Raw genomic sequence first — 25,481 nt, 5'->3', positions numbered from 1 at the left:
TAAGTGCAGCAGGACCGAAGGATTTTTAGGAGAGAGGATGAGAAATATGAACACAGAAACATTGATTTTCAGTTCAGGATTCATGATGTTTGTAACCTCAGCACTTTTCCTGCGTGCTCACTTTTCTATGTTAAAAAGAAAAGCTGTTCGCGTACGCGTACAAGCCCGTGACTCTGTAGACAGACGATACAATAACCTTAGATAAATGAAACAGTCTTTAGCCTTGTGCTAGAGGCTGTTTTTTTATAAACATAGAATAAAGGAGTGGTCAAATGGTCAACCAAGCGCATCCTTTTACTGAACTTATCTCATCTATGTTATTGGATTCATTGGCTAGACGTAATAAACCTCCAAACCCAACTCCATAACCTTTGGCGGATTATTATTCACTCTACTTAATCAAAAGGAGGGGACTGTCATTAATCTTTTGAGTTTCTACTCCAAAAAGAAAGGTTAAGGTGATCCAACTATCTCGTCTGGCTGTACGTTAACAGCTGAAAGATTGGTAACATAGGAAATTGAATTCAATAAACTAACCAGAAGAGCAGATTATTATTCTGCTCTTCTTTTATTTCTTGTACAGTTAGACAGTCTTTTTTAATGCATCAAATAAAATATTTTATGCCTCACAGCTATAAATACTTTTCAAAACCAATACTTGTTCTGTTCTTCTTTTATACTATTTTCTAAGCCAGATAAATAAATGAATTCCCTTTTTTATTTTGCCAATGACCCGTATACTAGTACTAATAGTGTTTTATTTCAGATTAAGAAAGGAATTTTAATTAGATGAATATTTCCGCTATTATTGTTGGACAAATGAGCATTATGTTTCTGCTGATCTTTTTTGGCTATTTTTTAATGAAAAAAAATATTTTAAATGATGATGGTACTCAGCAAATTGCTAATATGCTGACTAAGTACATAACGCCTATCATTTTGATCAATGCATTTACACAAGATTTTGAATCTAACCAAATGGGTTTGTTGATAATGACAATGGGTGTATCTTTCCTGTTGCTCTCTTCAAGAGCTTTTTTAAATCATTTCTTGTTAAAAAAAGAACAACGGATCGATAAATTTGCTGCTACTTTTTCCAATTCAAACTTCATGGGAATTCCTTTGGTGATGTCTGTTTTGGGTTATGAAGGTGTCTTCTTTATGACTGGTTTTATGGTAGTTTCCATTACTTTTCAATGGACTTATGGTATCTATACCGTTACTGGAGATAAACGAATGGTGCAGTTAAAAAATGCTTTGCTTAACCCAGCTTTTATCGGGTTGTATGTCGGCTTATTTTTCTATCTGACTCAAATCCCTTTGCCTTTCGTTTTATCAGAAGCGTTTAATGATTTAAGTTCACTAAATACTCCTTTAGCCATGATTTTATTAGGTAGTTACATCGCTAAGAGCAATCTGATTGATATCTTCAATTCAAAAGCGGCTTATTGGACCACGTTCTTGAGATTGATCCTTTACCCTTTAGTAGGAATGTTTATATTATGGATATTGCCAATCGATAATTATTTGATTTTAATGGTTCTGACGATTGCTTCTGCTGCACCTTCAGCCATCAATACTGCTCTCTTTTCTCAAATTTATGGCGGGAATTATGAGTACGGGGCTAGAATCGTTGTTTTATCCACGCTGCTTTCGATTATCACTCTTCCTATAACATTAACGATTTCGAATATGTTGTTTTCTTGAGTATAGAAAATAGCGTTAAACTGATTCAAATCAGTTTAACGCTATTTTTGTATTTATTTTTACAGTTTCTCGTTATCAAAGTTACCGTCTAAAGCTTTTTGCGCTAAAACGTTCAAGTAGTTCCATGGACGGTTGAATCCTGGTTGGAAGAAGAAATCAGCAAACGCTAATTGCTCTAATGTCCAGCCAGAAGAAATCGCTACAGAAATCACATTGATTGAAGCTGTCACATCGTAAGTCGACATCAATTGTGCCCCTACGATACGGTGACTTTCTTTTTCGAAGTGAATCTTCATCATTACTTTTTCGTCATCGATAAATGTAGGACGAATGTTTTCTACTACGAATGTACTTTCTACTTCAGCGCCAATTGAATCTTGATCAATATCTTTTACACCTGTAGAAGCTAACTTGTAATCAAACAACGTTAATCCTGACGTTCCAGAAACTTCCGGCATTTTAACTTTTTTCTCCATAATGTTCTTAGCTGCAATCACACCTTGGCGACGAGCGTTTGAAGCTAAAGCAATCAATTTGGAACCATGGTTTGGAGCAAATGGAATCTTAGTCGCGTCTCCCATTGCATAGATGTCTTTTGCAGACGTTTCTAAATACTCGTCAACTACTACTGTTCCGTCTTGATTCAATTCAACGATGCCTTGCAACCATTTTGTATTTGGACGAACACCTACAGCCATAATTACTGTATCTGCTTCGTATTCACCTTTATCTGTAATGACTTTAGTAACAGTTCCGTTTTCTCCAATAACTTCTTTAACCATTTCACTTGTACGGACAGTCAATCCATTTTGTTCCATATTTTCGTTTAATACATCTACAAATTCTTTATCTAAATAAGTGTTCAATACTCGATCAAGAGAATCAATGACCGTTGTTTCGATACCTGCTTTAGTAAAGGCTTCAGCAACCTCAATACCAATGTATCCTCCACCTACAACAACAGCTTTTTTCGAGTGATTCATGCGGTTTTTAACTTTTTCAGCCCAGTTACGGCCACGTACGTAGAAAATATTGTCTAAGTCAGTACCAGGAATAGGAATACGAACTGGCATTGCACCTGGAGAGATGATCAATTTGTCATAACTTTCTTCAGTTTCTCCATCGGTTGTTTTTACCGTAATCGTTTTAGCTTCTGGATTGATCCCAACAACATCACTATTCATATGTACGTTAACGTTTTGCTCGATATATGAATCTTCTGTTGCATAGTGTAAGCTATCAAGAGATTCTGCGATCCCTTCTAAATAACTTTGGATTCCACAAGACAAGAACGATGCTGTGTCTCCACGTTCGTACAAATGCAATTCAGCGTCTGGTTGTTCTTTTATCAATGTCTGAATGGCTTCATAACCAGCATGTGATGTTCCTACGACAATAACTTTCATTTAAAATGCCCCCAATAATAATTTTTTATTACAAAGTGTACCATATCACTAATCTGAATTTTTATAAAATGATATGCATATAAAATGATAAAATTATTAGTGGAAAATTAAAAATAAACGAATTAAACCTTGATATATAAACAAAAAAAGCCCCTTTAATTAGCTATTAGACTAATTAATAGGACCTATCAGTTTCGTATATATATGCGGCTGAGAAGAGTCGAACTTCCACGGGAGATTCTCCCACTGGCCCCTCAAGCCAGCGCGTCTACCATTCCGCCACAACCGCATGTCACAACACTGATTATTTTACCAGTGTTGCAAAAAATTGTAAAGGCATCCTGATAAACGTTTTTTAAGCTCTTCCCCATTCAGCTGGATCATCTCGCCATTCGTTCAACAACATTTTGTCTTCAGATTTGATAATCCCTTTTTCAACGGCTGCTTTGATCAAGGCAGAGTAATTCGATAATGTATATATCGGTAAATCAGCTTCTTGGAAATTATCCATTGCTGCATCCAGCTGATAACTAAAGATCGCTGCACATCCTAATACCGCGCCTCCTGCTTGTTGGACAGCAGATGCTGCATCGATCACACTTCCGCCTGTTGAAATCAAATCTTCGATACACACTACTTTTTGCCCCTCGGTTAAACGTCCTTCGATTTGATTTTGTTTACCATGTCCTTTGGCTTTGCTGCGGATATAGATCATAGGCAAATCCAACTCTTCTGCTACCCAAGCTGCATGAGGAATCCCTGCTGTTGCCGTTCCTGCGATGACTTCTGTTTCTGGGTAGAACTTTCGAATGATATCCGCTAATCCCTTAGCAATTTCTTTACGTACAGCTGGATAGCTCATCGTGATTCGGTTATCACAATAGATAGGGCTTTTGATACCGCTGGCCCAAGTGTAAGGCTCTTTCGGATTCAAACTGACAGCCTCGCATTCTAGTAGTAAACCTGCAATTTTTTCGGCTTGTTCCATAGTTATTCCCCTCTCCATTGTTGTGTAATGTTTGTATAAGCTGTTACTGGATCCGTTGCTTTTGTGATTGGACGTCCTATAACGATGTGGGACGCACCTGCTTTATGGGCAAATTCTGGCGTCGCAACTCGTTTTTGATCACCCACTTTGTCTCCTTCAGGTCTGATTCCTGGAGTGACACATAAAAACGACTTTGTGGTAGCTTCATGAATTTTTGGGACTTCAAATGCAGAACAGACTACACCATCCAACCCTGCTTCTTCAGCTAATTTTGCATAGTGAGCTACACTGTCATCCAGCGTTTTTTCAATCAGCTGTTCTTCTTGCATTTGGTGTTCTGTCGTAGAAGTCAATTGCGTCACAGCAATCAATAGCGGTCTGTTTTTCCCTGCTGGAGCTCCTTCTTCCAGCCCTTTTAATGCAGCTGCCATCATTTCTTTTCCGCCAGCCGCATGCACATTGACCATATCTACTTCCAACTTAGCCAGTACTTTCATAGCACTGTAAACCGTATTTGGGATATCATGTAACTTTAAATCCAAAAATAATTGGTGACCTGCTGCTTTCAGTTCTCGAATCAGTTGCGGACCTTCGCTGTAGTAAAGTTCCATCCCGACTTTTAGACACAATGATTCTTGATCAAATTTTTTCAAAAAATCTGTTGCCTCTTCTTTTGAAGAAACATCTAATGCGATAATAGGTTTTGTTGTCAGCACGTTCTAGCCTCCATGGTCAGTTGATTTGTTGGTAAAACTCTTTTGAATGCTTGAAAAATAAAATTATTGGCCATGAAGGACTGAAAGTGGATCCTTATGGCTGAATTCCTGTTCACTTTCCGCCATGAGTCGGTCTGAATTGTCGCTCATGGCTGAGTTATCAAGAAATTACTTCCATGAAGCACCATGCAGGGATGCTGACGGCCGATAAACTCATCTGCTAAGGTTAAAAATACGTTTTTGCAGCAAAAAAAGCGCTCCTGCATGTAAAAAAGGGCATAGGAGCGCTAGGATATTCGTACTTTTCCGCACTTCCTTTCAGCCTCACAGGACTCAATTAAGGAAATCATTTATTTTCATTGTGTCTAATCTTAGCGAATCGATTTGCAGATGTCAATGCAAAAAAAATACTTGCCAGATCAAAAAATAATGGCTATACTGTGTTGGAACTAAAATAAAGGATGACAGAGAGCATCCATTTTAAGGAGAGATGTCGTTATGGCTAGTACAACTATGCCCAAAAATAAACAGAAAGCCCTCTTTGCTGCCTTAGCCGGTTCTGGGATGGACGATTTGAATGTCATGTTTTTGTCATTCGCTTTGTCTTCTATCATCACAGATCTTGGTATTACAGGGACGCAAGGAGGGTTTATTTCTACCATCACCAACCTCGGTATGCTGCTTGGCGGTTTGGTATTCGGAGTTTTAGCCGATCGCAGAGGCAACCTGAAGTTGTTCAAATGGTCCATCATCATTTTTTCACTCGCTACCGCCGCTTTGTTTTTTGCTGATTCGTTCTTCTGGGTTTGTCTTCTTCGCTTCATCGCAGGAATCGGAGCTGGTGGAGAATACGGGATCGCCATTAGTATCATCGCTAAAGTCTCCCCTCCAGAAAAATTAGGCGTGATGTCATCTTGGAACGGAGTCGCTGGGCAAATTGGTTCCATCGCTGCAGCTTTATTAGCAGGTGCCATGATTCCGCTGTTCGGTTGGAGAGCCTTATTCTTATTCGGTTTGATTCCTATCCTACTTGTCATTTGGCTGCACACTTCACTAGACGGAGAGTTTGAACTGATGGCGTCTACTGAAGAGATCAATAAAGAAAAACCTTCTCTAAAAGAATTGTTTAAAACTAAAGAATTAACACGCACCACTCTTTCACTAATGTTTATGACAACCGTCCAAATCGCCGGTTACTTCGGATTAATGAACTGGCTGCCTTCCATTTTGCAGCAGCAAATCGGTTTGACTGTTACCGGATCGTCATTATGGATGGTCGTTACAATCGCCGGAATGTGTGCTGGGATGCTGACGTTCGGCCGTTTGCTGGACAAATTTGGTCCGCGTAATATCTTCGCCGTTTTCCTTTTGATCTCAGCAGCATCGGTATTCTTATTCGTTTATGCAAACAGCCAACTGACCCTTTTATTCGGCGGAGCATTCGTAGGATTCTTCGTGAATGGGATGTTTCCAGGGTATGGCGCTATCGTGAGTCAGCTTTACCCCGCTCGCATCCACTCCATTGCCAACAATGCAGTGCTGAATGTAGGTCGAGCAATCGGCGGATTCTCTTCACTTGTAATTGGTTTTCTGATGGACAATTACAGCTTAGTGATCGTTATGGGATTCCTCTCCGTTTTATATCTCGCAAGCTTCACGATTATGCTGACGATTCCTGGTCTTAAACCTGAAGCCTACAAATCAATTGCCACTAAACCTGTTAAAGCTTAATCTCAATAAAAAAGATTCCCTTCATTCAAAAGGGAATCTTTTTTTATTCGATTTTTATGTTCTCAGTTGTTCTAGCAATTCTGATTGGATTTCCAGCTCGTTCGTATCCTTTTAACTGCACATTCTTCAATCGAACTTGATTAGCTCGATACTGAACTGAAACGGCTATCGGATCTTTTTCAAGGCTGGTTTCTATCGCAACAAAATGATGAACAGCCACTTTTTGATACGCTGAAACAACTAATGCTCGAGGTGCTGACCCAACATACAACTCTGTTTTTTGCGGGGAATCCGCTACTAAATAAGTCGCTCGGATGCTGTAAGCAGATTGCGAATATCGATCTTCATCTCGATGATGACCGATGTGTCGGAAATTATAGGCTCGGTTATCCTGTTTTGAGTAGTGTCCAACGATTTGAGTGTCTGATGCAGCAGAACTGGTAGCATGCGCTTTGATTTCGACTCCACCAAAACAGTAAGCGGTGCGATTATTGGATAAAACCACATGCTGAGATCCGTCATCCACTTCAATCCCATTAGAGTTAGAGTAGCCTTTTTCATGCGCTCTTCCACTCGGGTGGTGCAAATAACTATTAGAGATCCAGACATCATCGCTGTGATGCGTCGTGATACCATCGTCTCCAAATCCGCTAGCTTCGACCTGATCAACCCAGACAAAACGGCTGCCCAAAACAGACCGCCTGCCATCGCCAAAATAGTTGTATCGAATGGAAGTAATATCGACTCCATGCAATCCGGGATTGATGATTTTCACACGTTGAATACACGCAAATTGCACATGAGCTAAGGTTATACCGCTTGAAGACGTTCCACCGGCTGAAGTGTTCTCGTTTTTAGACAGCCTCTCCACATTCCAATCCAGTGTCAGATCAGAAATTTTCAAACATTGATTTCCTTTAACATAGTTCTGATTTGTGATCAGTTTTTCTTTCTTCGGTGCTCCGTCAGCCAGTTTTAATATCGTACGCTCGACTCCGGATCCGATTAACGCCGTATAGGATGGCAGCTTCAACCCGCGTATGCTGTAAACTCCTGCAGGGACGAACACTCTGCGGTTCCCTTTGCCGATGGCTGCTTTGAAAGCTTCTGTACAGTCCGTTTTTCCATCACCGACAGCTCCGTAATCAGCTACTGAAACAAGTTCAAATTCATCCAAAGGTTTTAGCGCCTGGTCCAACAAGCTTTTCCAGTATGGACGAACACGGTTGCTTTTCTCAATCGTGACCGGCACAACTGAATGGTAGTCTGTTTTAGGTTTCGTAAGCAAAGGCATATACAAAAAGTCTTGCCACTTCTTGGAACGTTGAGGCATATCTTCCAATGAGCGAAATATTTTTTCTGTTTCTTGAAGAGCTTGTTTTTTCTTAACTGGATCTATATACTCAGGCAACTTTTCCATAATCAATCGTTCATTTTCCAAACCGATATCCGCCATACTCTTCGCTTCCTTTCTGGGCATTCTCATTGTCCTTATTGTAGCAAAAGAGGCGAGCAGCATCTTTTTATCTGCCTCGCCTCTTTAAACTTTTTATTCTACTGTTGTTTTTTCCGTTGTCATCAACTGGAAACTTCCTTTACATTTTGCACAAATGTAGCGGCTGGTATTAAACCTTCTTTGTCGATACAACTTTTGCTGACACTTCTTGCATTCATAGATCCAATAGGTCTTTTCCGGTTTCGGTTCCCTCAATGACTGCACGAACCGAGACCCGCCGACTTGTTTCAACAACTCTTTGAAGTCACGGTCTCTATGCCGATACCCTTTACCAGACAAATGCAAATGATAATGACACAGCTCATGCTTCACAACACCTAAGAACTCTTCTTCTCCGAAAACTTCTAAGATCTTGGGATTAAAGTCTAAATGGTGCGTGGCAAAATGGTAACGTCCGCCAGTTGTTTTCAATCGCTGATTAAAAATAGCTTGATGTTGAAAAGGTGCGTTAAAATAAGTCAGAGAAACCTCTTCTACTAACTGTTGCAACTCCTCCGCACTCATTTGTTGAACACCTCCTAAATTTAGGCTTTCTGAGGGTCAATCATCGATAAAGAAATACGTCCTTTATTGACATCGATTTGATCTACCCATACTGTTACGATATCTCCTACAGCAACCACATTGGTTGGATGCTTGACAAAACGATTGCTCAATTTGGAAATGTGAACCAATCCGTCTTGTTTGACTCCAATATCCACAAACGCTCCAAAGTCAACTACGTTACGAACTGTACCTTCCATCTTCATCCCAGGTTGGATATCTTCCATAGACAAGACATCTTGACGCAGTAAAGGCGCAGCCATATCGTCACGTAAATCTCGACCTGGTTTTACTAAGGCATCTAGAATATCTTTTAAGGTTTCGTTTCCTAACCCAGTTTTATCTGAAAGTTCAGCGATATCCACTTTAGCTAAAGCTTCTTTAGCAGCCTCTGTTCCCACGTCTTTCAACGTCAATCCAGCGTACTCTAAGACTTGCTCTGCTTCTGCATAAGATTCCGGGTGAATGCCTGTATTATCTAGTACATTCTTTCCACCAATAATCCGCAAGAATCCAATTGCTTGTTCGTAAGCTTTAGGTCCTAAACGAGGGACCTTTTTCAATTGATTTCTCTTTTCAAAGCTGCCGTTCTCTTCACGATAAGCTACAACGTTTTTAGCCGTTGTTTTCGTCAAACCGGCTACACGCTGCAACAATGAAGGACTAGCGGTATTCACATTTACACCAACTTGGTTAACAGCTGTTTCCACAACAAAGTCCAACTGTTCTTCCAAACGTTTTTGAGAAACGTCATGCTGGTATTGTCCAACTCCAACAGATTTAGGATCGATTTTCACCAATTCAGCTAATGGATCTTGCAAACGACGTCCGATGCTGACTGCACTTCTCTTTTCTACTTCCAGATCAGGGAATTCGTTCCGTGCTTCTTCACTGGCTGAATACACAGAAGCTCCAGCTTCATTCACGATGACGTAATACACTTCTCGGTCAACTTGTTTCAAGTTTTCCGCTACGAAGGATTCTGATTCTCTGCTGGCTGTTCCGTTTCCGATAGCCACCATCTCTACACCATATGTCTCAACTAATTTTCTGAAATGCACAGCTGCTTCTTCACGCTGTCTAGCACCAGCTGGTTTATGCGGGTAGATCACATCAATGGATAACACTTTTCCAGTTGCATCCACCACAGCCAATTTGCAGCCCGTACGGTAAGCGGGGTCAAAGCCTAGAACGACTTTCCCTTTCAAAGGCGGTTGCAATAGCAAGTTGCGCAGGTTCTCACCAAAGATGGCAATAGCTTGTTCATCTGCTACTTCCGTCAACGATGAACGAATTTCCCGTTCGATCGCTGGTCCGATAAATCGTTTATAGCTGTCCATATAAGCTTCTTGAAGGTAAGGAGTTGATGTTGCAGATGAATCTTTGACGATTTGCTTCATTAAATAAGCAAATATCTGCTCTTCATCCACTTCTAAAGCGACTTTCAATATTTTCTCTTTTTCTCCACGATTCATTGCTAAAACTCGATGCGATACCACTGATTTAATCGGTTCGCTGTAGTCATAGTACATTTCAAAAACGCCTTTTTCGTCTGCTTCTTCATCTTTGACCGTAGAAACAACCCGTCCATTATTGAACGTGAAATCCCGAATCCATTGACGATAATCAGGTTCATCGCCAAATGTCTCGGCTAAAATTTCGTGTGCACCTGCCAGAGCATCTTCAGCTGTTAAGACTTCTTGTTCTTCATTAATATATGTTTCAGCTTCTGCTGTTACATCTGTTTTTGGAAAAGCTAATAACCAGCCTGCTAACGGACCAAGTCCTTTTTCTTTTGCAATGGTCGCTTTTGTCCGGCGTTTTTGTTTGTACGGACGATACAAATCTTCTACCAATTGCATTTTATCTGCTTGTTTGATTTCTTTTTCAAGTTCAGGCGTTAGTTTGCCTTGTTCTTCAATCGTTTTTAGGACATCTACTTTACGTTTTTCTAAAGTCTCTAAGTAGGCATGTCTCTCTTCAATCTCACGAATTTGTACTTCGTCTAATGTTCCAGTCATTTCTTTACGGTAACGAGCAATAAAAGGAACTGTATTTCCCTCTTTTAACAGGTTCAATACGGTAGTAATTTGTTTTTTTGAGTATGCCGTCAATTCAGCATTCAACAATTCTAATACACGATTTCCATTCATTTCAACCATTACTATCTCCCTCTCTATAAAACACATACACCCTATTTTATCATAAAAGACAAGAGAGTGGAGCAAACCGTTTAGGCTTTAAGTTGTAAGAAAATCCTAACAAGCAGGTGGGCTTTACCCAACAGTTTGAGTTAGGTCATACATCTTTGATCAACAATGTGTTTACGCATTTAAAAAGAAAATGTAAGCCTATGGTTGCGCCATGTAAACTGTTTGTTGCTATTTATAAAGTAGTTTTTGTTATATAATGAATCCAACAATCTAATCTTAAATAAACCACGCACTATACATATCTAAAATCATTCAGATCTAGATCTGAAAAGGAGGATCCATATGCAGTTTCCATCAAATATTATTGTTGCAGTCGTCATTTCTATTGTATGCGTTTCGATCTCTTTCGGCCTTAAATTACCGAACAAATACAAAAAGCCGTTTCATCTTTATTCTGTTGTAGTCAATTTAATCTTTATTGTATTTCTATTAGCCTTTTCTCTATTTTTTAAAACATCTTTGCCTAACCAAGGAATAAGCCTCTACTACAATGGTTTAGCTGCGTTGTATTTTTTGTTGTTTATTCCTCTAGGAGTAACCTTGATACTCCTGTTTAGAAACTTCATAATGAAAGCAGATATCTATTTGGTTTCTCTAAAATATGTGATCAGTATTGGAGCTATCTTTATAATGTCAGGAATAATTGCTTTAGGATATATCCTTTTTATGCTAACTTTTTACGGTTTCGCTCCTTAATGTGTATAAAGAAATTAAATCTTAACATAGAGAATAGAGATAAATTCATATACTTATAAAAGCAGCAAGTCTAAATTAGACTTGCTGCTTTTTGATGGTTGATCTATTCAATTTCAAACGTCACCATGGTCCGCTTGATTTCTGCTTCTAAGTCCTTTTTTCCCCAATGCTTTTTATTGCCTAAACAAGCAGTAATGTAGGTCCGCTCTTCATCACGTACAATTTTCCTAAAATGGACATGCCCCATGATACTGTATTTGATCGGATATTTAGTATACAACCATTCGTAAGATGAGCTGCCTAGAAACGCATTGAAATAATCGTAAATACGATGCGGTAAAGGAATAACAAATTGCGGATGCATGGCAACGTGCGTCATTAGAATTACTTTTCTGTCACCGACCGCTTTCATATCCTCTTCGATCTTATCCATCATCCATTGGGCAACTGCTTGATTTCCTTCATTCCAATGTACATAGTACTTGTCATTCCAAGCTCCCACACGGTATTTCATACGGTCAAAATCTTCTTCTGTATACTGTTCACCATCTGCGTACCCATAATCGTACCACCCGGAGTTCCCTACTACCGCCCACTCATCATTGATGATATAAGGTCTTTCCAGTACACTTTCTGGTTTTGCTTTGAAGAATTGATAGATTTTGTTCGTATCTTCTTCGCCGTTTTTCCTAGACCAGTAATCATGATTACCCGGGACAAATAAAATCCGACACTTCGTTTGGCTTTTCAATTCGTCTATAAACTGTTGAGACAACAGATAGTCGCTGCTGATATCTCCAGCTAATAGCAACAATTCTATTTGCTGTTGGTTAAGTTGATTGCCTAGAATTTCTGCAAATGTGCTGCCTTCAGGAACGACTTTTTTATTTGAATCAATGTGGATATCCGAAATAACGCCTATCTTCATATATTACGTCCTTTACTTCTTTTTATATCACTCGCTTCTATCAGCCTATATCATCCAGACAATAAATGCCAGATGATTTTATTCTTCCAATAAATTCGTTTGAATCAGAAAATCTCTGGCTACTTCATCTTCTGATTTGCCTTCAACATCTACTGCATAATTCATTTTACGCATCTCGTCGTCTGTTATTTTCCCACCTAGCTGATTTAAAATCTCTTCCAACTCTGGATATTCTTCTAGCGTTTCCATCAATAACAGCGGAGCCCCTTGATATGGAGGGAAAAGTCCTTGATCATCTTCTAGCTGGACCAGCCCATATTTCTCGATATCACTGTCTGTGGAATACGCATCTACCAAATTCACATCTCCTGTTTCTACAGCTTGGTAGCGGATATTCGGTTCCATAGTTTCCATATTTTCAAATGTTAATCCATATAATTCTTGTATCCCTAAATAACCATCTTTGCGGTCAGAAAACTCTAATGTAAAACCAGCTTTGATTTCATCAGCAATAGGAATCAAATCAGAAATCGTTTCTAACTCGTATTGTTCTGCCATTTCTTCTGTGACAGCCAATACATACGTATTATTGAATGCCATCGGTTCTAACAATGTCATATCATACTGTTCTTCTAGACCGGTTTTAGCTTGTTCATAAACAGCTTCTCCATCAGATGAATCAAGCGGCTCATTTAAAAAAGTTGCTAACACAGTCCCAGTGTATTCTGTGTAAATATCGATATCTCCAGATTGTAGCGCATTGAAGTTGAACGTTGTTTTTCCTAAATTAGGTTTCAATTCCACAGAGATATCTGTTTGGCTTTCAATTAAATCTTCATACATGTGCATCAAAATCGTCGGTTCTGCACCTAACTTTCCGCCAATCACAATTTTTTCTTCGTTATTTGAAAAGAATGAACTGATAAATACTATCAGAATAAGCAAAACCCCAACACCTAAGATCCATAAAGACTTTTTGAAGGATATTTTTTCTAATACCCCCAGCAAGATATCGAATAAAATAGCCAGTAAAGCAGCTGGAACAGCTCCTAATAAAATTAAAGCATTATCCCCTCTGTCGATTCCCAGCAAAATCAGATCTCCCAATCCTCCGGCACCAATCAGTGAAGCAATCGTTGCTGTTCCAACAATCAGCACCATTGCATTGCGAATCCCGCCCATAATGACCGGTAAAGCCATTGGAATCTGTACTTTGATCAATTTGCGGAAAGCATTCATTCCCATTGCATCGGCTGCTTCGATCAAGGAAGGATCAATCTCTGCAATACCGATGTATGTATTTCTTAAAATCGGAAGCAAGGCGTACATCACCAATGCAATCGTTGCAGGCACCCGACCGATTCCTACTAAGGGAATCAACAGTCCTAGTAAAGCTAATGAAGGAATCGTTTGGAAAATAGCTGTGACTTGAATGACTGGATTTGCGAGTTTTTTGCGATAGGTCAATGCGATTGCTACTGGGATAGCGATAAAAACAGCGATCAATAAGGCTATTAATGAAAGTTGAATGTGTTCAATCACTGTAGATAACAATTGGTCTTTTCGTTCTATTAATGTATCAATAAAAGTCTGCATTATTCATTCTCCCCTTCCTGCATATCTTGAGACAGGTACGAAAGAAATTGTTGTTGCGAAATAGTTCCCAAAACATCGACTTGATCATCGACCACCGCAACTTCAGTTTGCATAGACAAAACGGTCATCAATTTTTCGATTGGATCTGTCACTGTCACAATCGTCTCATTGACTGGCAATGTAAGTTCTTTATTTATGTAACCTCTTTGGATCACATCTGCTACTGTTTTTTGGTATTTAGGCTGTACATTTCCAGCTTTCAAAAATGATCTCACGAAGTCATCTGCAGGTTGTTGGACGATTTCCTTTGGAGTACCAATTTGCACAACTTTCCCTTTATTGAACAGACAGATCCGATCTCCCAATAACAATGCTTCACTAATATCATGGGTCACAAAAACGATCGTCTTATTCAGGTTCTTTTTCATCTCTAATAAATCTTGTTGAAGGCCCGCTCTGCTGATGGGATCAAGAGCACTGAACGGCTCATCCATCAAAATAATATCTGGATCAGCTGCTAACGCCCGAACGATTCCGATCCGCTGCTGTTCTCCTCCTGACAACTCAGAAGGCTTCCTATTGCGGTAAGTATCCGGGTCTAATCCGACACTTTCCAACAACTCTGTCACCCTATCTTTCATTTCATCTTTGGACCATTTTTTCATTTCCGGTACAATTGTAATATTTTCTTCTATCGTCATATGCGGAAATAATGCAATTTGCTGCAAAACGTACCCAATGTTCCATCTCAGTTCATTCAGTTTGTATTCACTGATCATTTTTCCATTGATGCGAATGTAGCCTTTCGTCAACGAAATCAGTCGATTGATCATTTTTAACGTAGTAGTCTTTCCGCTTCCGCTTGGCCCAATAAGGACAAAAAATTCATTATCTTGAATTTCGAAGTTTAATTCTGAAACTACTGGCTTATTTTCTTGATATTCTTTAGATACATTTTCAAATAGAATCATAATGTTCTCCTTTAGTTTCTTCTATAATATTGTTCCATAAACATCTTTTATTATTACTCGTCAAGAACCCCAGAAACTCCAAACGTTTTAAAACAAGAATTTCTGGGGTTTTACACATTTTCCATCATTGCCATAATTTTTTTGCTTGGTTGTCGATTCGATAATCCCGCACGATCCCGCTTCGATCAAAATGTACCCCATGCAACGTTCCTCCGTAAACGGCTCCTCCATCAATACCGATCAAATCCTCTTTGATCCATAAATCAGTCGTTTGGTTGTCTCCATATAACATAGGTGTGATCGTATGTCCGAACACGATTTTTCTACCTGTGTGATTATGTTGGTCATAAAAGCCTTCCCTGATCCATACGAAATCCTCATCAGATGTTTTCTTCCAATCTTTTTTAGACAAATCTACTCCGCCATGAACAAAGATGTAATCGTTCCATTCAAAATAAAGAAAACAATTTTCTAAAAAAGATTCTAACCAAGGATAATGACTTTTGATCATACTAGCCATCTCTGTTGGAGAATATTCTGCTTCAGCGCCTGTATGCAAAAAAGTCTCAATTGTCTTTAGCCCCCCGTTTAGAGCGTAAAGGGAATAATTTTCTTCTGGATCATGCAAAAACCGCAGCAGCATGTCTTCATGGTTTCCTTTTAAACAGACAGCACCCTTTTCATTGACTAATTGATACCCTAACTGAAAGCATTCTTTTGGATTTTCCCCCCGATCTCCCAAGTCACCAATCAATACCAGTTGTTGTGTCTTCTCATCCCAGTACTTCAGCATTTCTTTAAACAAGGTGATTTCTCCATGAATGTCTCCGATGACAAAAACGTCTTGTTTCATAAAGCAACGCCTCTCTTATTTTGATACTCTAATTATACAGAAATTTACGAAATAGGTTAAAAATTAGACTTTAAATTAATTCTTAAGATTAGGCACTACAATAGACGGCACTCTATTTTCACTCTATAATAATGAAGTATGTACATTAATAGATAGTGAAAGGAAGTTTTGAAATGAATTGGAAAAAAATTATCGGTATTCTGGTTGCGATTGCAGCGGTTGCCTTTATTGGATACACGGTCATTTTCGCGAATAACAAAGAAGAGGTGCTGTCTGTCCGTACAGGAAAAGTAACAGAAGAAACCATTAATGAGACATTGAATTTGACCGGAATGGTTGAACCTGGAGAAACACAAGAAGTATATGGTCAAGGAACGGTCTCAGATCTGCCGGTTGCAGTCAACGATACAGTTGAAGAAGGCGATACACTAATCTCATTCAGCGGTGTACCAATTGAAGCCAATTTTTCAGGCACAGTTACAGCTGTCAACGCTACTGAAGGCGAACCTGATACCAGCACACAAACGGGGACTCCAGCAGTCGTTTTAGCTGATTTGTCTCAATTAGAAGTAGCTATTCAACTAACAAAAACGGATGCTCCATTAGTTAAAGCTGATCAAACAGCTACATTGACAAGCGGAGACCAGACTTATTCTGGTAAAGTTTCACAAGTAGACCCTGTAGCTACAAGTACTCCTGGTGCTACTGGAAACACTCAATTATTAAATGCTGTGGTTTCATTTGATGAAAATCCTGAAGACCTGATTGCAGGTTTTGATATCGATGTTGAGATTACAACGAATACATCTGAAAATGCTATGACGATTCCTATCGAAGCGCTAGTATACGATAACAATAATGAGCCTTTCGTATACACTGTAGAAAATGATGTCATCAAATCTAAACCAGTCGAAATCGGCATCCAATCTGCTACAAAAGTGGAAATTTTATCTGGATTAGCAGCCGATGAAACGGTTGTTCTTTCTCCGAGCGAAGATGTCAAAAATGGAATCACTGTCACAACTCAAGAAAAAGAATAGAGGGTAGATAACATTGATTGAAATTAAAGGAATCACTAAAACGTATCATACTGGCGGTGAATCTCTTACTGCCCTAAACAATATTACTTTAACGATAAAAGATGGAGAATTTACTTCAATCATGGGACCAAGTGGTTCAGGGAAATCTACAATGATGAATATTTTGGGTTTGCTGGACCGTTTTGATGGCGGAACGTACTTTTTAAATGGTCAAGATGTCAGCAATTTGTCTGACAATGAAAGTGCTCATGTACGAAACAAAGAAATCGGGTTCGTCTTTCAATCTTTCAACTTGATGCCCCGTATGACTATCCTTGAAAATGTAGAATTGCCGATGGTTTATGCAAACGTTCCTAAAAAAGAACGCCGCGAGCGAGCAATGAAAGCTTTGGAGCGGGTTGGCTTAGGCAATCGAGTAAAACACCGTCCCAATGAAATATCTGGTGGACAAAAACAACGTGTTGCGATTGCTCGTGCCATCGTCAATGAACCTTCCGTGTTGATGGCGGATGAGCCTACGGGTAACTTGGATTCCAAAACAACTTTAGAGATCATGCGTATTTTCCAAGAGATCAATAATGAAGGGACTACTGTCGTTATGGTCACTCATGAACCAGAAGTTGCTGAATACACAAAACGAATCGTTTTATTCAAAGATGGAGAAATTCAAAATGACCATCTGCAAGAACAAAAATTAGTTTAGAAAGGAGCTGTTACGCTTTGAATTTTAGTGAAAATTTTAAAATGGCGATCGATAGTGTTATGGCCAATAAAATGCGCTCCTTTCTAACCATGTTGGGAATCATTATTGGTATAGCTGCTGTTATTGCTATTTTAGGTGTCGGGAATGGAGCCACCGAAGAAATCACCGGGACATTCAACAATCTTGGAGCTTCTACGATTTCGTTGTCAGTAACGGAAGAAGCCACTGATGATGAGGCTATTACAGAAAATGATATTATGGCATTGAAAAATGCTATTCCGGAAATCGAACGTATCTCTCCTGATGCCACAACTTTTACAGGTGTGAGTTCAGATTTTGAAAGCCGGCAATCAGTCGTTTCTTATGGTACGCCTGACCTTCAGTACACAAACCAAGCTATGGAAAGTACGATCGTCCACGGGAGATACTTCAATGAGACTGATTATGCGGACGGTAAAAATGTTGTCGTCATTAGTGAAGATACAGCTTCTGCTTTATTTAACGGACGTACAGATGTTTTAGGCGAACAAATCAGTCTTGATGGAGAGTCTGGAAACCAATTAGATTTAACCGTCATTGGTGTCGTTGAAGGAACTTTTCAAGATCTGCAAGGTTCATTTGATTTAAGCCAAATGCCCGTATATACTGCACTCCCTTTAACAACGATGGAAAAACTGGATCCTAACATCGGCGGTTTAGAAAGTTTGACCGTTCAAGTTTCCAGCAAAGATGCTATCGAATCTGTTTCAACACAGATCGTGCGTATTTTGGAAACTCGTCATGATGCGGTTGGAGAAAATTGGTACTCAGCAACCAACTTCTTACAAGCTTTAGATCAAGTGGATCAAGTATTGAGTTTGTTTATCAACTTTATCGCAGCAGTAGCCGCTATTGCTTTACTGGTAGGCGGTATTGGAGTTATGAATATCATGCTCGTTTCTGTTACGGAACGTACTCGCGAAATCGGTACTCGTAAAGCTTTAGGAGCTACTACAGGAACGATATTGGTTCAATTCCTAATGGAATCTGTTATCCTTTGTTTGATTGGCGGAATCATCGGTCTGATTTTAGGTATCGGATTGGCAACGGGAGTCTCTAATGCTTTAAATATCGTGCCAAATATTACACTCGGTTCAGTCTTATTGGTGCTCTTCTTCTCGAGTGCCGTTGGTATTTTCTTTGGAATCTACCCGGCCCGTAAAGCTGCCAAATTAGATCCAATCGAAGCTTTAAGATACGAATAAGATTTTCTTTTAAAGAGGTGTCTATGACGAGTTCATAGACACCTCTTTTTTATCCTTTAGAATCGGAATTTGAGGTTTACGTACCGATTCTAGCTAAAAATTTGAAAAAAGGGCACGCAAATTTCTTATCCTTTCGGCCCAGCGTTTCCCGATTAAATTTGTACAGATAACGAATTCTAAAACATTTATGAATGATGAGTAAAAACTAAGTTTTTGGTTCAGTTCATTAGAAAATTATCCCTAGAAATTCCCGGAGGAATATGGGGTGGCTTGTAGCCATGAAGAAGGATGCAATGTGAATTACTTAGTGTTAGGCTTCAGCCGTTACACTAAGTTTGTTCTCTGCTGCGCTACGCATACCATATCCGTAAGTCGCTAACACTCCAACGGCTATGGCAAAGCTTGCAAGCACTTGAGACGCTCTTTGGCTCAAGGCGGTCCCATGGCTCTCCGTAAGTCATCCCATAGACCGGAGGACATTTCCTTGCCAACGCTAGAAGATGATAAATAAAACAAAAAAGCTGAGATACCTGTTGGGCATCTCAGCTTGATTTAAATTAGTATTCACTAGTTACGATAGCTTCGTCGTTGTTCAATACGTCTTCATCTAATGTCTTGATGACTCTAGATGAAACTACTCCAGCAATCATGCTGTCATTTACGTTTAACATTGTACGAGCCATATCGATGATTGGTTCAACAGAGATCAACAATCCAACGATTGCGATTGGCAGATCCATAGCTCCTAGAACGATCAAAGCAGCAAATGTTGCTCCTCCACCGACTCCAGCAACTCCAAATGAACTGATCGTCACAACTGCCATCAAAGTTAAAATGTAAGCTGGACTGAAGATGTCGATTCCTACAGTTGGTGCAACAATCGTTGCCAACATTGCAGGGTAGATACCAGCACATCCATTTTGACCAATCGACAATCCGAATGATCCAGAGAAGTTTGCTGATGCACTATCCACACCTAATGCTTTCGTTTGTGTTTCAATATTTAATGGCAAAGCTCCTGCACTTGAACGAGAAGTAAATGCAAAGCTCAATACTGGCAATGCTTTTTTCAAATAAGCAATCGGGCTGACTTTGAATCCAGTCAAAATCAACATGTGGATGATGAACATCACGATGATTGCTGCATAAGAAGCAATTACAAAAACACCTAAGTTTACTAATGCATTGAAATCACTTGTAGCTAACATTTTTGTCATTAAAGCAAAAATACCATAAGGTGACAGACGTAAAACTAATGTTACGATTCGCATAACGATAGTATATAAGCTATCCATGATTTTTTTGAAGAATGATGCATTTTCAGGGTCTTTTCTAGAAATCCCCATGTAAGCAATACCGACAAATGCTGAGAAGATAACCACTGCAATTGTACTTGTATCTCTTGAATCAGCTAAATCTGCGAAAAAGTTGTTTGGAATAAAGTTGACAATTTGTTCCGGAATAGATAAATCAGCAACTTGTGCTGAAGTTTCTGTGATTTGTTCAATACGTTCTGTTTCTGCTGTTCCTTGGACAAATTCAGCTCCGTCTAAGTTGAACAACATTACACTACCCATACCGATCAAAGCAGAGACTGCTGTTGTCGCTAATAATGTAGTCAATACTGAAGTACTGATTTTTCCTAAGTTTTTGTTCGTTTCAATTTTAGTGAACGCTCCGATAATAGAAACAAAGATCAATGGCATAATCAACATTTGCAAGAATCTTACATATCCTTGACCTACGATATTGATCCAGCTGATAGCTTCTGTAGTAACTGCACCGTCAGCTCCAAAAATCAGCTGCAGCAGTCCTCCAAATACTACCCCTGCTCCTAAACCTGTAAAAACACGAGTTGAAAATTTCACATGTTTCGCTTGCATTTTCCATAAACCAAACAAAACAGCGATAAATAATAATAAAACTAAAATAATTGATACTACTGTCATATAAATCCTCCCTTTAATGGCCGCTTCCCTATGACTGGCAAGCAATGTTATATCATAAGATTAAAGGTCCCAGACTGCCTAGCTTTCCGACTGGCAGTCCTGAAATTCAATAGTAAAAATTTCAGTGACTTATAAATAGTAACTGTTTTTGCCTGAAAAAGCAATCGAATCAGACAAATAAGACCAACTTCTTAAAATAGAAGCTGGTCTTTTATACTTTTTACTTGTGAAGCAAAACAGTTATGTCTTTATTTGTTGTTTTTCTTACTGAATTTTCGGATAAAGAACTTAATGATCTCAACGATTGGGATGATTGAAAAAGCTGCTCCCAATACAATTAACCATTGTTCCATGTTCAATGTCGTCACGTTGAACCAACTGTTCAATCCAGGAATCAAAATGACCATTCCCAAAAGAACTCCTGAAGTGACAATTGCCAAGTTGAACATTTTATTTTTAAATAGTCCTACGGTAAACAGCGATTTTTCGATTGATTTCACGTTAAAGGCATGGAAAAGTTGAAGCAGTCCTAACGTGGCAAATGTCATCGTCAATGCATCTAAGTGGATCAATTCTTCGTTTCCAGCATGAACTGGGTTATGCGTTGCCCACCAGTAAACCATCAATGTGATCGTACCTTCTAATATTCCTTGATATACGATGCTTGGTAAGACTCCATTCGAGAAGAACGTGGCTTCTTTTCCACGTGGTTTTTCCTGCATGATATCTTTCTCGCCAGGCTCCAATCCTAGTGCGATTGCAGGGAAAGTGTCCGTCACTAAATTGATCCATAAAATATGCACAGGAGATAATACACTCCATCCTAGTAATGTAGCAATAAACAATGTCAACACTTCTCCTAAGTTGGCTGACAACAGGAATTGGATCGCTTTTTGGATGTTGGTAAATACTTTTCGTCCTTCTTCTACAGCTACTACAATGGTCGCGAAGTTGTCATCGGCTAAAACCATGTCGCTGGCTCCTTTAGAAACCTCAGTCCCTGTGATTCCCATCCCGACACCGATATCGGCCGTATTCAATGCTGGCGCATCATTTACACCATCCCCTGTCATCGCTACGATCTTGCCGGCTTTTTGCCAAGCTTTAACAATTTTTACTTTATGTTCGGGAGATACTCGAGCATAGACAGAATATTTCTTCACAGTCTTCGCAAATGTTGCATCATCGATTTGATCCAATTCTGCACCGGTGATAACCGCATCTGTTTCTCCTTCCTCAATGATGCCTAATCGTTGAGCGATCGCAGAAGCTGTATCTTTGTGGTCTCCCGTGATCATGATCGAACGAATACCGGCCGTTTTAGCAACAGCAATAGAGTCTTTCGCTTCTTCTCTTTCCGGATCGATCATCCCGACCATTCCTGCATACACTAATTCTGTTTCCACAGTGTTCGTGTTTACCTCGTCTGGAACAGCACTGACGATTTTGTAAGCCATAGCCAATACACGCAAGGCTTGCGTCGCCATATCATGGTTGCTGTCCAAAATAGCTTTACGGTCTTCATCAGTCAATGTGTGAAGTTCGCCATTGATGTCGATTTTAGTACATCGTTTCAACAACTCGTCTGGTGCTCCCTTAGTCGCTATAAAGTACATTCCATCAGTCATTTTATGAATGGTAGACATCAATTTCCGTTCTGATTCAAATGGAACTTCTGCTTCACGAGGTTCTTTTGCTAAAGCAGCTTGTACATCGATATCTTTATCTAAAGCATATTGAATCAATGCCGTTTCAGTCGGATCACCAATCAGTTCTCCTTCTCCAGAAATATTCGTATCATTCGCATACATCATGACTTTCATGACAGGCAGATCTTTTACTTCAACGTCAGCTGCATCTTGCAGTTGATTGTTCGCATAGACTTTTTCAACTGTCATTTGATTCATCGTCAACGTACCTGTTTTATCTGAACAAATAATATCTGTACTTCCCAGTGTTTCTACAGCCGGCAAATTACGGACTAAGGCTTTTCTCTTCGCCATCTTTTGTGTTCCTAGTGAAAGAATGATGGTTACGATAGCAGGCAATCCTTCAGGAATAGCTGCTACAGCCAGTGAAATCGAAGTCAGCAGCATTTCTACTACATCTCTGCCGTTTGTTAAACCAACAATAAACATCAAAACTGCGATAACAATGATTGCAATGGTCAAATATTTCCCAAGGCGGTTCAAGTTGCGTTGCAATGGTGTCATCGTTTCTTCGGAAGATGCCAGCATTTCAGCGATTTTCCCTACTTCTGTCGCCATTCCTGTTCCAACAATCACACCTTCTCCGCGTCCGTAAGTGACATTGCTGTTCATGAACGCCATATTCTTCCGATCGCCGACTCCTGCATTTTCGTCAGTAACGACAGCGATATCTTTATCAACCGGTACAGATTCTCCTGTTAATGCCGACTCTTCAATTTTAAGCGATGCATTTTCGAACAAACGCATATCAGCCGGCACTACATCTCCAGCTTCCAGCAACACAATGTCTCCTGGAACCAATTCTTCACTTTTGATATGTACGACAGAACCATCTCGCCGGACACGTGCTTCAGGTGAAGACATTTTCTTCAATGAATCGATTGCTTCTTCCGCCTTTGCTTCTTGAAAGACGCCCAACACAGCATTTAAAATAACTACGGCTAAAATGATTACGGCATCTGCTACATCGCCGAAAAAAGCCGAGATCAAAGCTGCTGCTATCAAGACTAAAATCATAAAGTCCTTAAACTGTTCAAAAAACTTAACCAAGATACTTTTTTTCTTTTCTTCATTTAACTGGTTGTGGCCATAAGATTCGATTCTTTTCTCTGCTTCTGCAGTCGTAAGACCTTTTTCAGACGTTTCGAACGTTTGAAAAACTTTGGAGATATCTTGAGCAAAAAATGGTTTCTTTAGTTGTTCTTTTCTTTCCATACTAACCACCCGCTTTCTCTTTTCTTCATTTCACTTTCATTATATGTTTTTATCTTTTGTAATTCAAAGAATCAGGTGCGTAATACAAAAAAGGAGCCGAGGCAACTTTAAGTTGCCTCGACTCCTAGTGAAATAAGTGTTTTAAATAAATGCCAGAATTAGGAAATTCAAGACAAATAATGCTGTAGATACTCCTAATACAGGATGAACATCTTTTATTTTGCTCTTAGCTAGTTTTACAATGATGTAAAAAATGAAACCAGCTGCTATTCCATAAGAGATGCTGTAAGCCAGACCCATAAAAATAGAAGCGAAGAATGCAGGAATAGCTTCTTCTAAATCATCCCAGTTGATTTCCAATAGAGAAGACATCATCATAATCCCTACCATAATCAACGCCGGTGCAGTAGCTTGTCCTGGAACAATCGCTACCAATGGTGAGAACAAACTAGTCAATAAGAACATACCTGCAACAACTACACTCGTAAAGCCTGTACGTCCGCCAGCTGCAATACCAGCAGCACTTTCAACGTATGTTGTGGTATTAGATGTTCCAAAAACAGCCCCTACAGACGTTGCGATCGCATCTGCAAATAATGCTTTGTCCATTTTTGTTTTGATCCCAGTGCTGTTATCCAAAGCCAACTCATCTTCTTGTGAGAAAATACCAGTTTTCCGTCCAGTACCGATAAATGTCCCAATCGTATCGAACACATCAGATAAACTGAATGCAAAAATCGTCATCAAAACTAACGGCAGACGAGATACATCTCCAAACAAAGAAGCCATACCTTCTGATCCAAAAGCTGCTCCAAAAGTAACACCTAATTCAGAAAAAGCACTGCCTAAAGAATTTGCTGGATTTGAAATACCTGACAAATCTACGATACCCATCGGAATTCCTAGAATAGTCGTTGCTACGATTCCAATCAAAATTGCTCCGCGCACTTTTGATACCAACAAAATAACCGTAATGATCAACCCGAATAAAGCTAAAAGAGACCCTGGATTAGTAAAGTTTACTAATGCTGGAACAATTCCTCCGCCACTCACTATGCTGGTAATACCGCCTTCGTAAGTGGTAGCTGCGGCATCGAATGGAGCATTATTGATACTTTGGATATTTCCTGGTTCTGAAGTAAACTGTAAGAATCCCGCATTTTTGATTCCGATGTAAGCAACGAATACTCCGATTCCTCCGCTGATTGCATGTTGCAAACTCATAGGAATCGAATGGATGATCATTTTACGGACTTTTGTTACTGTGATCAAGATATTAAAGATCCCGCAAATAAAGACCATTGCTAAAGCTTCTTGCCAAGTAAAACCTAGTGCAAAAACAACTGTGTATGTAAAGAATGCATTCAATCCCATTCCAGGTGCTTGAGCATACGGTACATTAGCGAATAACCCCATCACTAAAGTTCCAATTGCGGCTGCGATCAATGTAGATAAAAAGACTGCTTGTGTGGGCATTCCTGTCATAGAAAGAATGGCGGGATTCACAAATATGATATAAGACATCGCAAAAAAAGTTGTCAAACCTGCCATGATTTCTGTTGAGATAGTTGTATTATTTTCTTTAAACTTAAAAAAATTATCCATTGAATAAGTACCCTGCCTTTTTTATAGTTTACAAAAGAAGTATTCGCTCTTTTATAAAGTAAGAAAAAGGGTCATAAAGTCTCTTTAAAGAAACACTGGTGTCTTTGTGGAAAAAAATAAAAAAACAATAAGAACCATAAAACTGATCCACA

20 protein-coding genes and 1 tRNA gene are annotated in these 25,481 nt (G+C 39.4%); 7 read left to right on the top strand and 14 right to left on the bottom strand.

All coding sequences use genetic code 11. The features are described from left to right. Positions 1–46: 46 nt before the first annotated feature. Both BM137_RS11245 and BM137_RS01335 read left to right on the top strand, forming a co-directional pair. On the top strand, positions 47–205 hold the full coding sequence (locus tag BM137_RS11245; protein WP_177192457.1) for a hypothetical protein: 159 nt from the start codon (positions 47–49) through the stop codon (positions 203–205). Positions 206–789: 584 nt separating this feature from the next. After that, entirely contained in the window at positions 790–1,707 is a 918-nt protein-coding gene (locus BM137_RS01335) for an AEC family transporter (protein ID WP_092479347.1), read from the top strand. Positions 1,708–1,766: 59 nt separating this feature from the next. On the opposite strand, the gene BM137_RS01330 is transcribed toward BM137_RS01335, so the two are convergent. The 4 genes from BM137_RS01330 to pyrF form a co-directional block, all read right to left on the bottom strand. Then, entirely contained in the window at positions 1,767–3,113 is a 1,347-nt protein-coding gene (locus tag BM137_RS01330; RefSeq protein ID WP_092479346.1) for an FAD-dependent oxidoreductase, read from the bottom strand. Between the two features lie 205 nt (positions 3,114–3,318). Next, a tRNA-Leu gene (locus tag BM137_RS01325) sits at positions 3,319–3,402 on the bottom strand. 66 nt (positions 3,403–3,468) lie between these two features. Then, a complete protein-coding gene (gene pyrE / locus BM137_RS01320) occupies positions 3,469–4,101 on the bottom strand; it encodes an orotate phosphoribosyltransferase (protein WP_092479345.1) in 633 nt (210 codons plus the stop codon). 2 nt (positions 4,102–4,103) lie between these two features. Beyond that, a complete protein-coding gene (gene pyrF / locus BM137_RS01315; RefSeq protein WP_092479606.1) occupies positions 4,104–4,814 on the bottom strand; it encodes an orotidine-5'-phosphate decarboxylase in 711 nt (236 codons plus the stop codon). Positions 4,815–5,315: 501 nt separating this feature from the next. Here pyrF and BM137_RS01310 point away from each other — a divergent pair. Further along, a complete protein-coding gene (locus tag BM137_RS01310) occupies positions 5,316–6,548 on the top strand; it encodes an MFS transporter (protein ID WP_092479344.1) in 1,233 nt (410 codons plus the stop codon). 43 nt (positions 6,549–6,591) lie between these two features. On the opposite strand, the gene BM137_RS01305 is transcribed toward BM137_RS01310, so the two are convergent. The 3 genes from BM137_RS01305 to BM137_RS01295 all read right to left on the bottom strand — a co-directional run bounded on the left by BM137_RS01305 (position 6,592) and on the right by BM137_RS01295 (position 10,769). Next, a complete protein-coding gene (locus BM137_RS01305; protein ID WP_092479343.1) occupies positions 6,592–8,004 on the bottom strand; it encodes a glycoside hydrolase family 55 protein in 1,413 nt (470 codons plus the stop codon). A gap of 93 nt (positions 8,005–8,097) precedes the next feature. Further along, a complete protein-coding gene (locus BM137_RS01300) occupies positions 8,098–8,568 on the bottom strand; it encodes a SprT family protein (RefSeq protein ID WP_092479342.1) in 471 nt (156 codons plus the stop codon). 20 nt (positions 8,569–8,588) lie between these two features. Further along, positions 8,589–10,769 carry a Tex family protein gene (locus BM137_RS01295; RefSeq protein WP_092479341.1) on the bottom strand — a complete coding sequence of 727 codons (2,181 nt, stop codon included), beginning with the start codon at positions 10,767–10,769 and terminating at the stop codon, positions 8,589–8,591. 333 nt (positions 10,770–11,102) lie between these two features. Between BM137_RS01295 and BM137_RS01290 the strand changes: the two genes are divergently transcribed. Beyond that, positions 11,103–11,516 carry a hypothetical protein gene (locus tag BM137_RS01290; RefSeq protein ID WP_092479340.1) on the top strand — a complete coding sequence of 138 codons (414 nt, stop codon included), beginning with the start codon at positions 11,103–11,105 and terminating at the stop codon, positions 11,514–11,516. 103 nt (positions 11,517–11,619) lie between these two features. On the opposite strand, the gene BM137_RS01285 is transcribed toward BM137_RS01290, so the two are convergent. The 4 genes from BM137_RS01285 to BM137_RS01270 form a co-directional block, all read right to left on the bottom strand. Further along, positions 11,620–12,444, bottom strand: a complete 825-nt coding sequence (locus BM137_RS01285) for a metallophosphoesterase (protein WP_092479339.1) — start codon at positions 12,442–12,444, stop codon at positions 11,620–11,622. A 78-nt stretch (positions 12,445–12,522) separates the two neighbouring features. Beyond that, the gene (locus BM137_RS01280; protein WP_092479338.1) at positions 12,523–14,040 is read right to left on the bottom strand and encodes an ABC transporter permease/substrate-binding protein; all 1,518 of its coding nucleotides are present in this window, start codon (positions 14,038–14,040) and stop codon (positions 12,523–12,525) included. Continuing rightward, on the bottom strand, positions 14,040–15,011 hold the full coding sequence (locus BM137_RS01275) for an ABC transporter ATP-binding protein (RefSeq protein WP_092479337.1): 972 nt from the start codon (positions 15,009–15,011) through the stop codon (positions 14,040–14,042). Before BM137_RS01275 ends, BM137_RS01280 begins: the two co-directional genes overlap by 1 nt. A 124-nt stretch (positions 15,012–15,135) precedes the next feature. Continuing rightward, the gene (locus BM137_RS01270; protein ID WP_092479336.1) at positions 15,136–15,864 is read right to left on the bottom strand and encodes a metallophosphoesterase; all 729 of its coding nucleotides are present in this window, start codon (positions 15,862–15,864) and stop codon (positions 15,136–15,138) included. Between the two features lie 173 nt (positions 15,865–16,037). Here BM137_RS01270 and BM137_RS01265 point away from each other — a divergent pair, with 173 nt between their 5' ends. From BM137_RS01265 to BM137_RS01255, 3 genes are read left to right on the top strand one after another with little or no spacing between them, the layout of a single operon-like run. Then, entirely contained in the window at positions 16,038–16,904 is an 867-nt protein-coding gene (locus BM137_RS01265; RefSeq protein ID WP_092479335.1) for an efflux RND transporter periplasmic adaptor subunit, read from the top strand. Positions 16,905–16,917: 13 nt separating this feature from the next. Next, positions 16,918–17,607 (top strand): ABC transporter ATP-binding protein, encoded by a 690-nt coding sequence (locus tag BM137_RS01260; RefSeq protein WP_092479334.1) that lies wholly within the window; start codon positions 16,918–16,920, stop codon positions 17,605–17,607. Between the two features lie 17 nt (positions 17,608–17,624). Next, complete coding sequence (locus tag BM137_RS01255) at positions 17,625–18,851, top strand: ABC transporter permease (RefSeq protein ID WP_092479333.1); 1,227 nt, start codon at positions 17,625–17,627, stop codon at positions 18,849–18,851. A gap of 557 nt (positions 18,852–19,408) precedes the next feature. Here the strand turns inward: BM137_RS01255 and BM137_RS01250 are convergent. The 3 genes from BM137_RS01250 to BM137_RS01240 form a co-directional block, all read right to left on the bottom strand. Then, complete coding sequence (locus BM137_RS01250) at positions 19,409–20,800, bottom strand: L-cystine transporter (RefSeq protein ID WP_092479332.1); 1,392 nt, start codon at positions 20,798–20,800, stop codon at positions 19,409–19,411. 248 nt (positions 20,801–21,048) lie between these two features. After that, on the bottom strand, positions 21,049–23,724 hold the full coding sequence (locus BM137_RS01245; RefSeq protein ID WP_092479331.1) for a cation-translocating P-type ATPase: 2,676 nt from the start codon (positions 23,722–23,724) through the stop codon (positions 21,049–21,051). A gap of 141 nt (positions 23,725–23,865) precedes the next feature. Then, positions 23,866–25,329 (bottom strand): NCS2 family permease, encoded by a 1,464-nt coding sequence (locus tag BM137_RS01240; protein ID WP_092479330.1) that lies wholly within the window; start codon positions 25,327–25,329, stop codon positions 23,866–23,868. Positions 25,330–25,481: the final 152 nt, after the last annotated feature.

The organism is Desemzia incerta (assembly GCF_900115825.1).
Lineage (GTDB): Bacteria > Bacillota > Bacilli > Lactobacillales > Carnobacteriaceae > Desemzia > Desemzia incerta.
The sequence above is the reverse complement of the archived record's forward strand: the minus strand, read 5'-3'. Positions and strand labels throughout refer to the sequence as shown.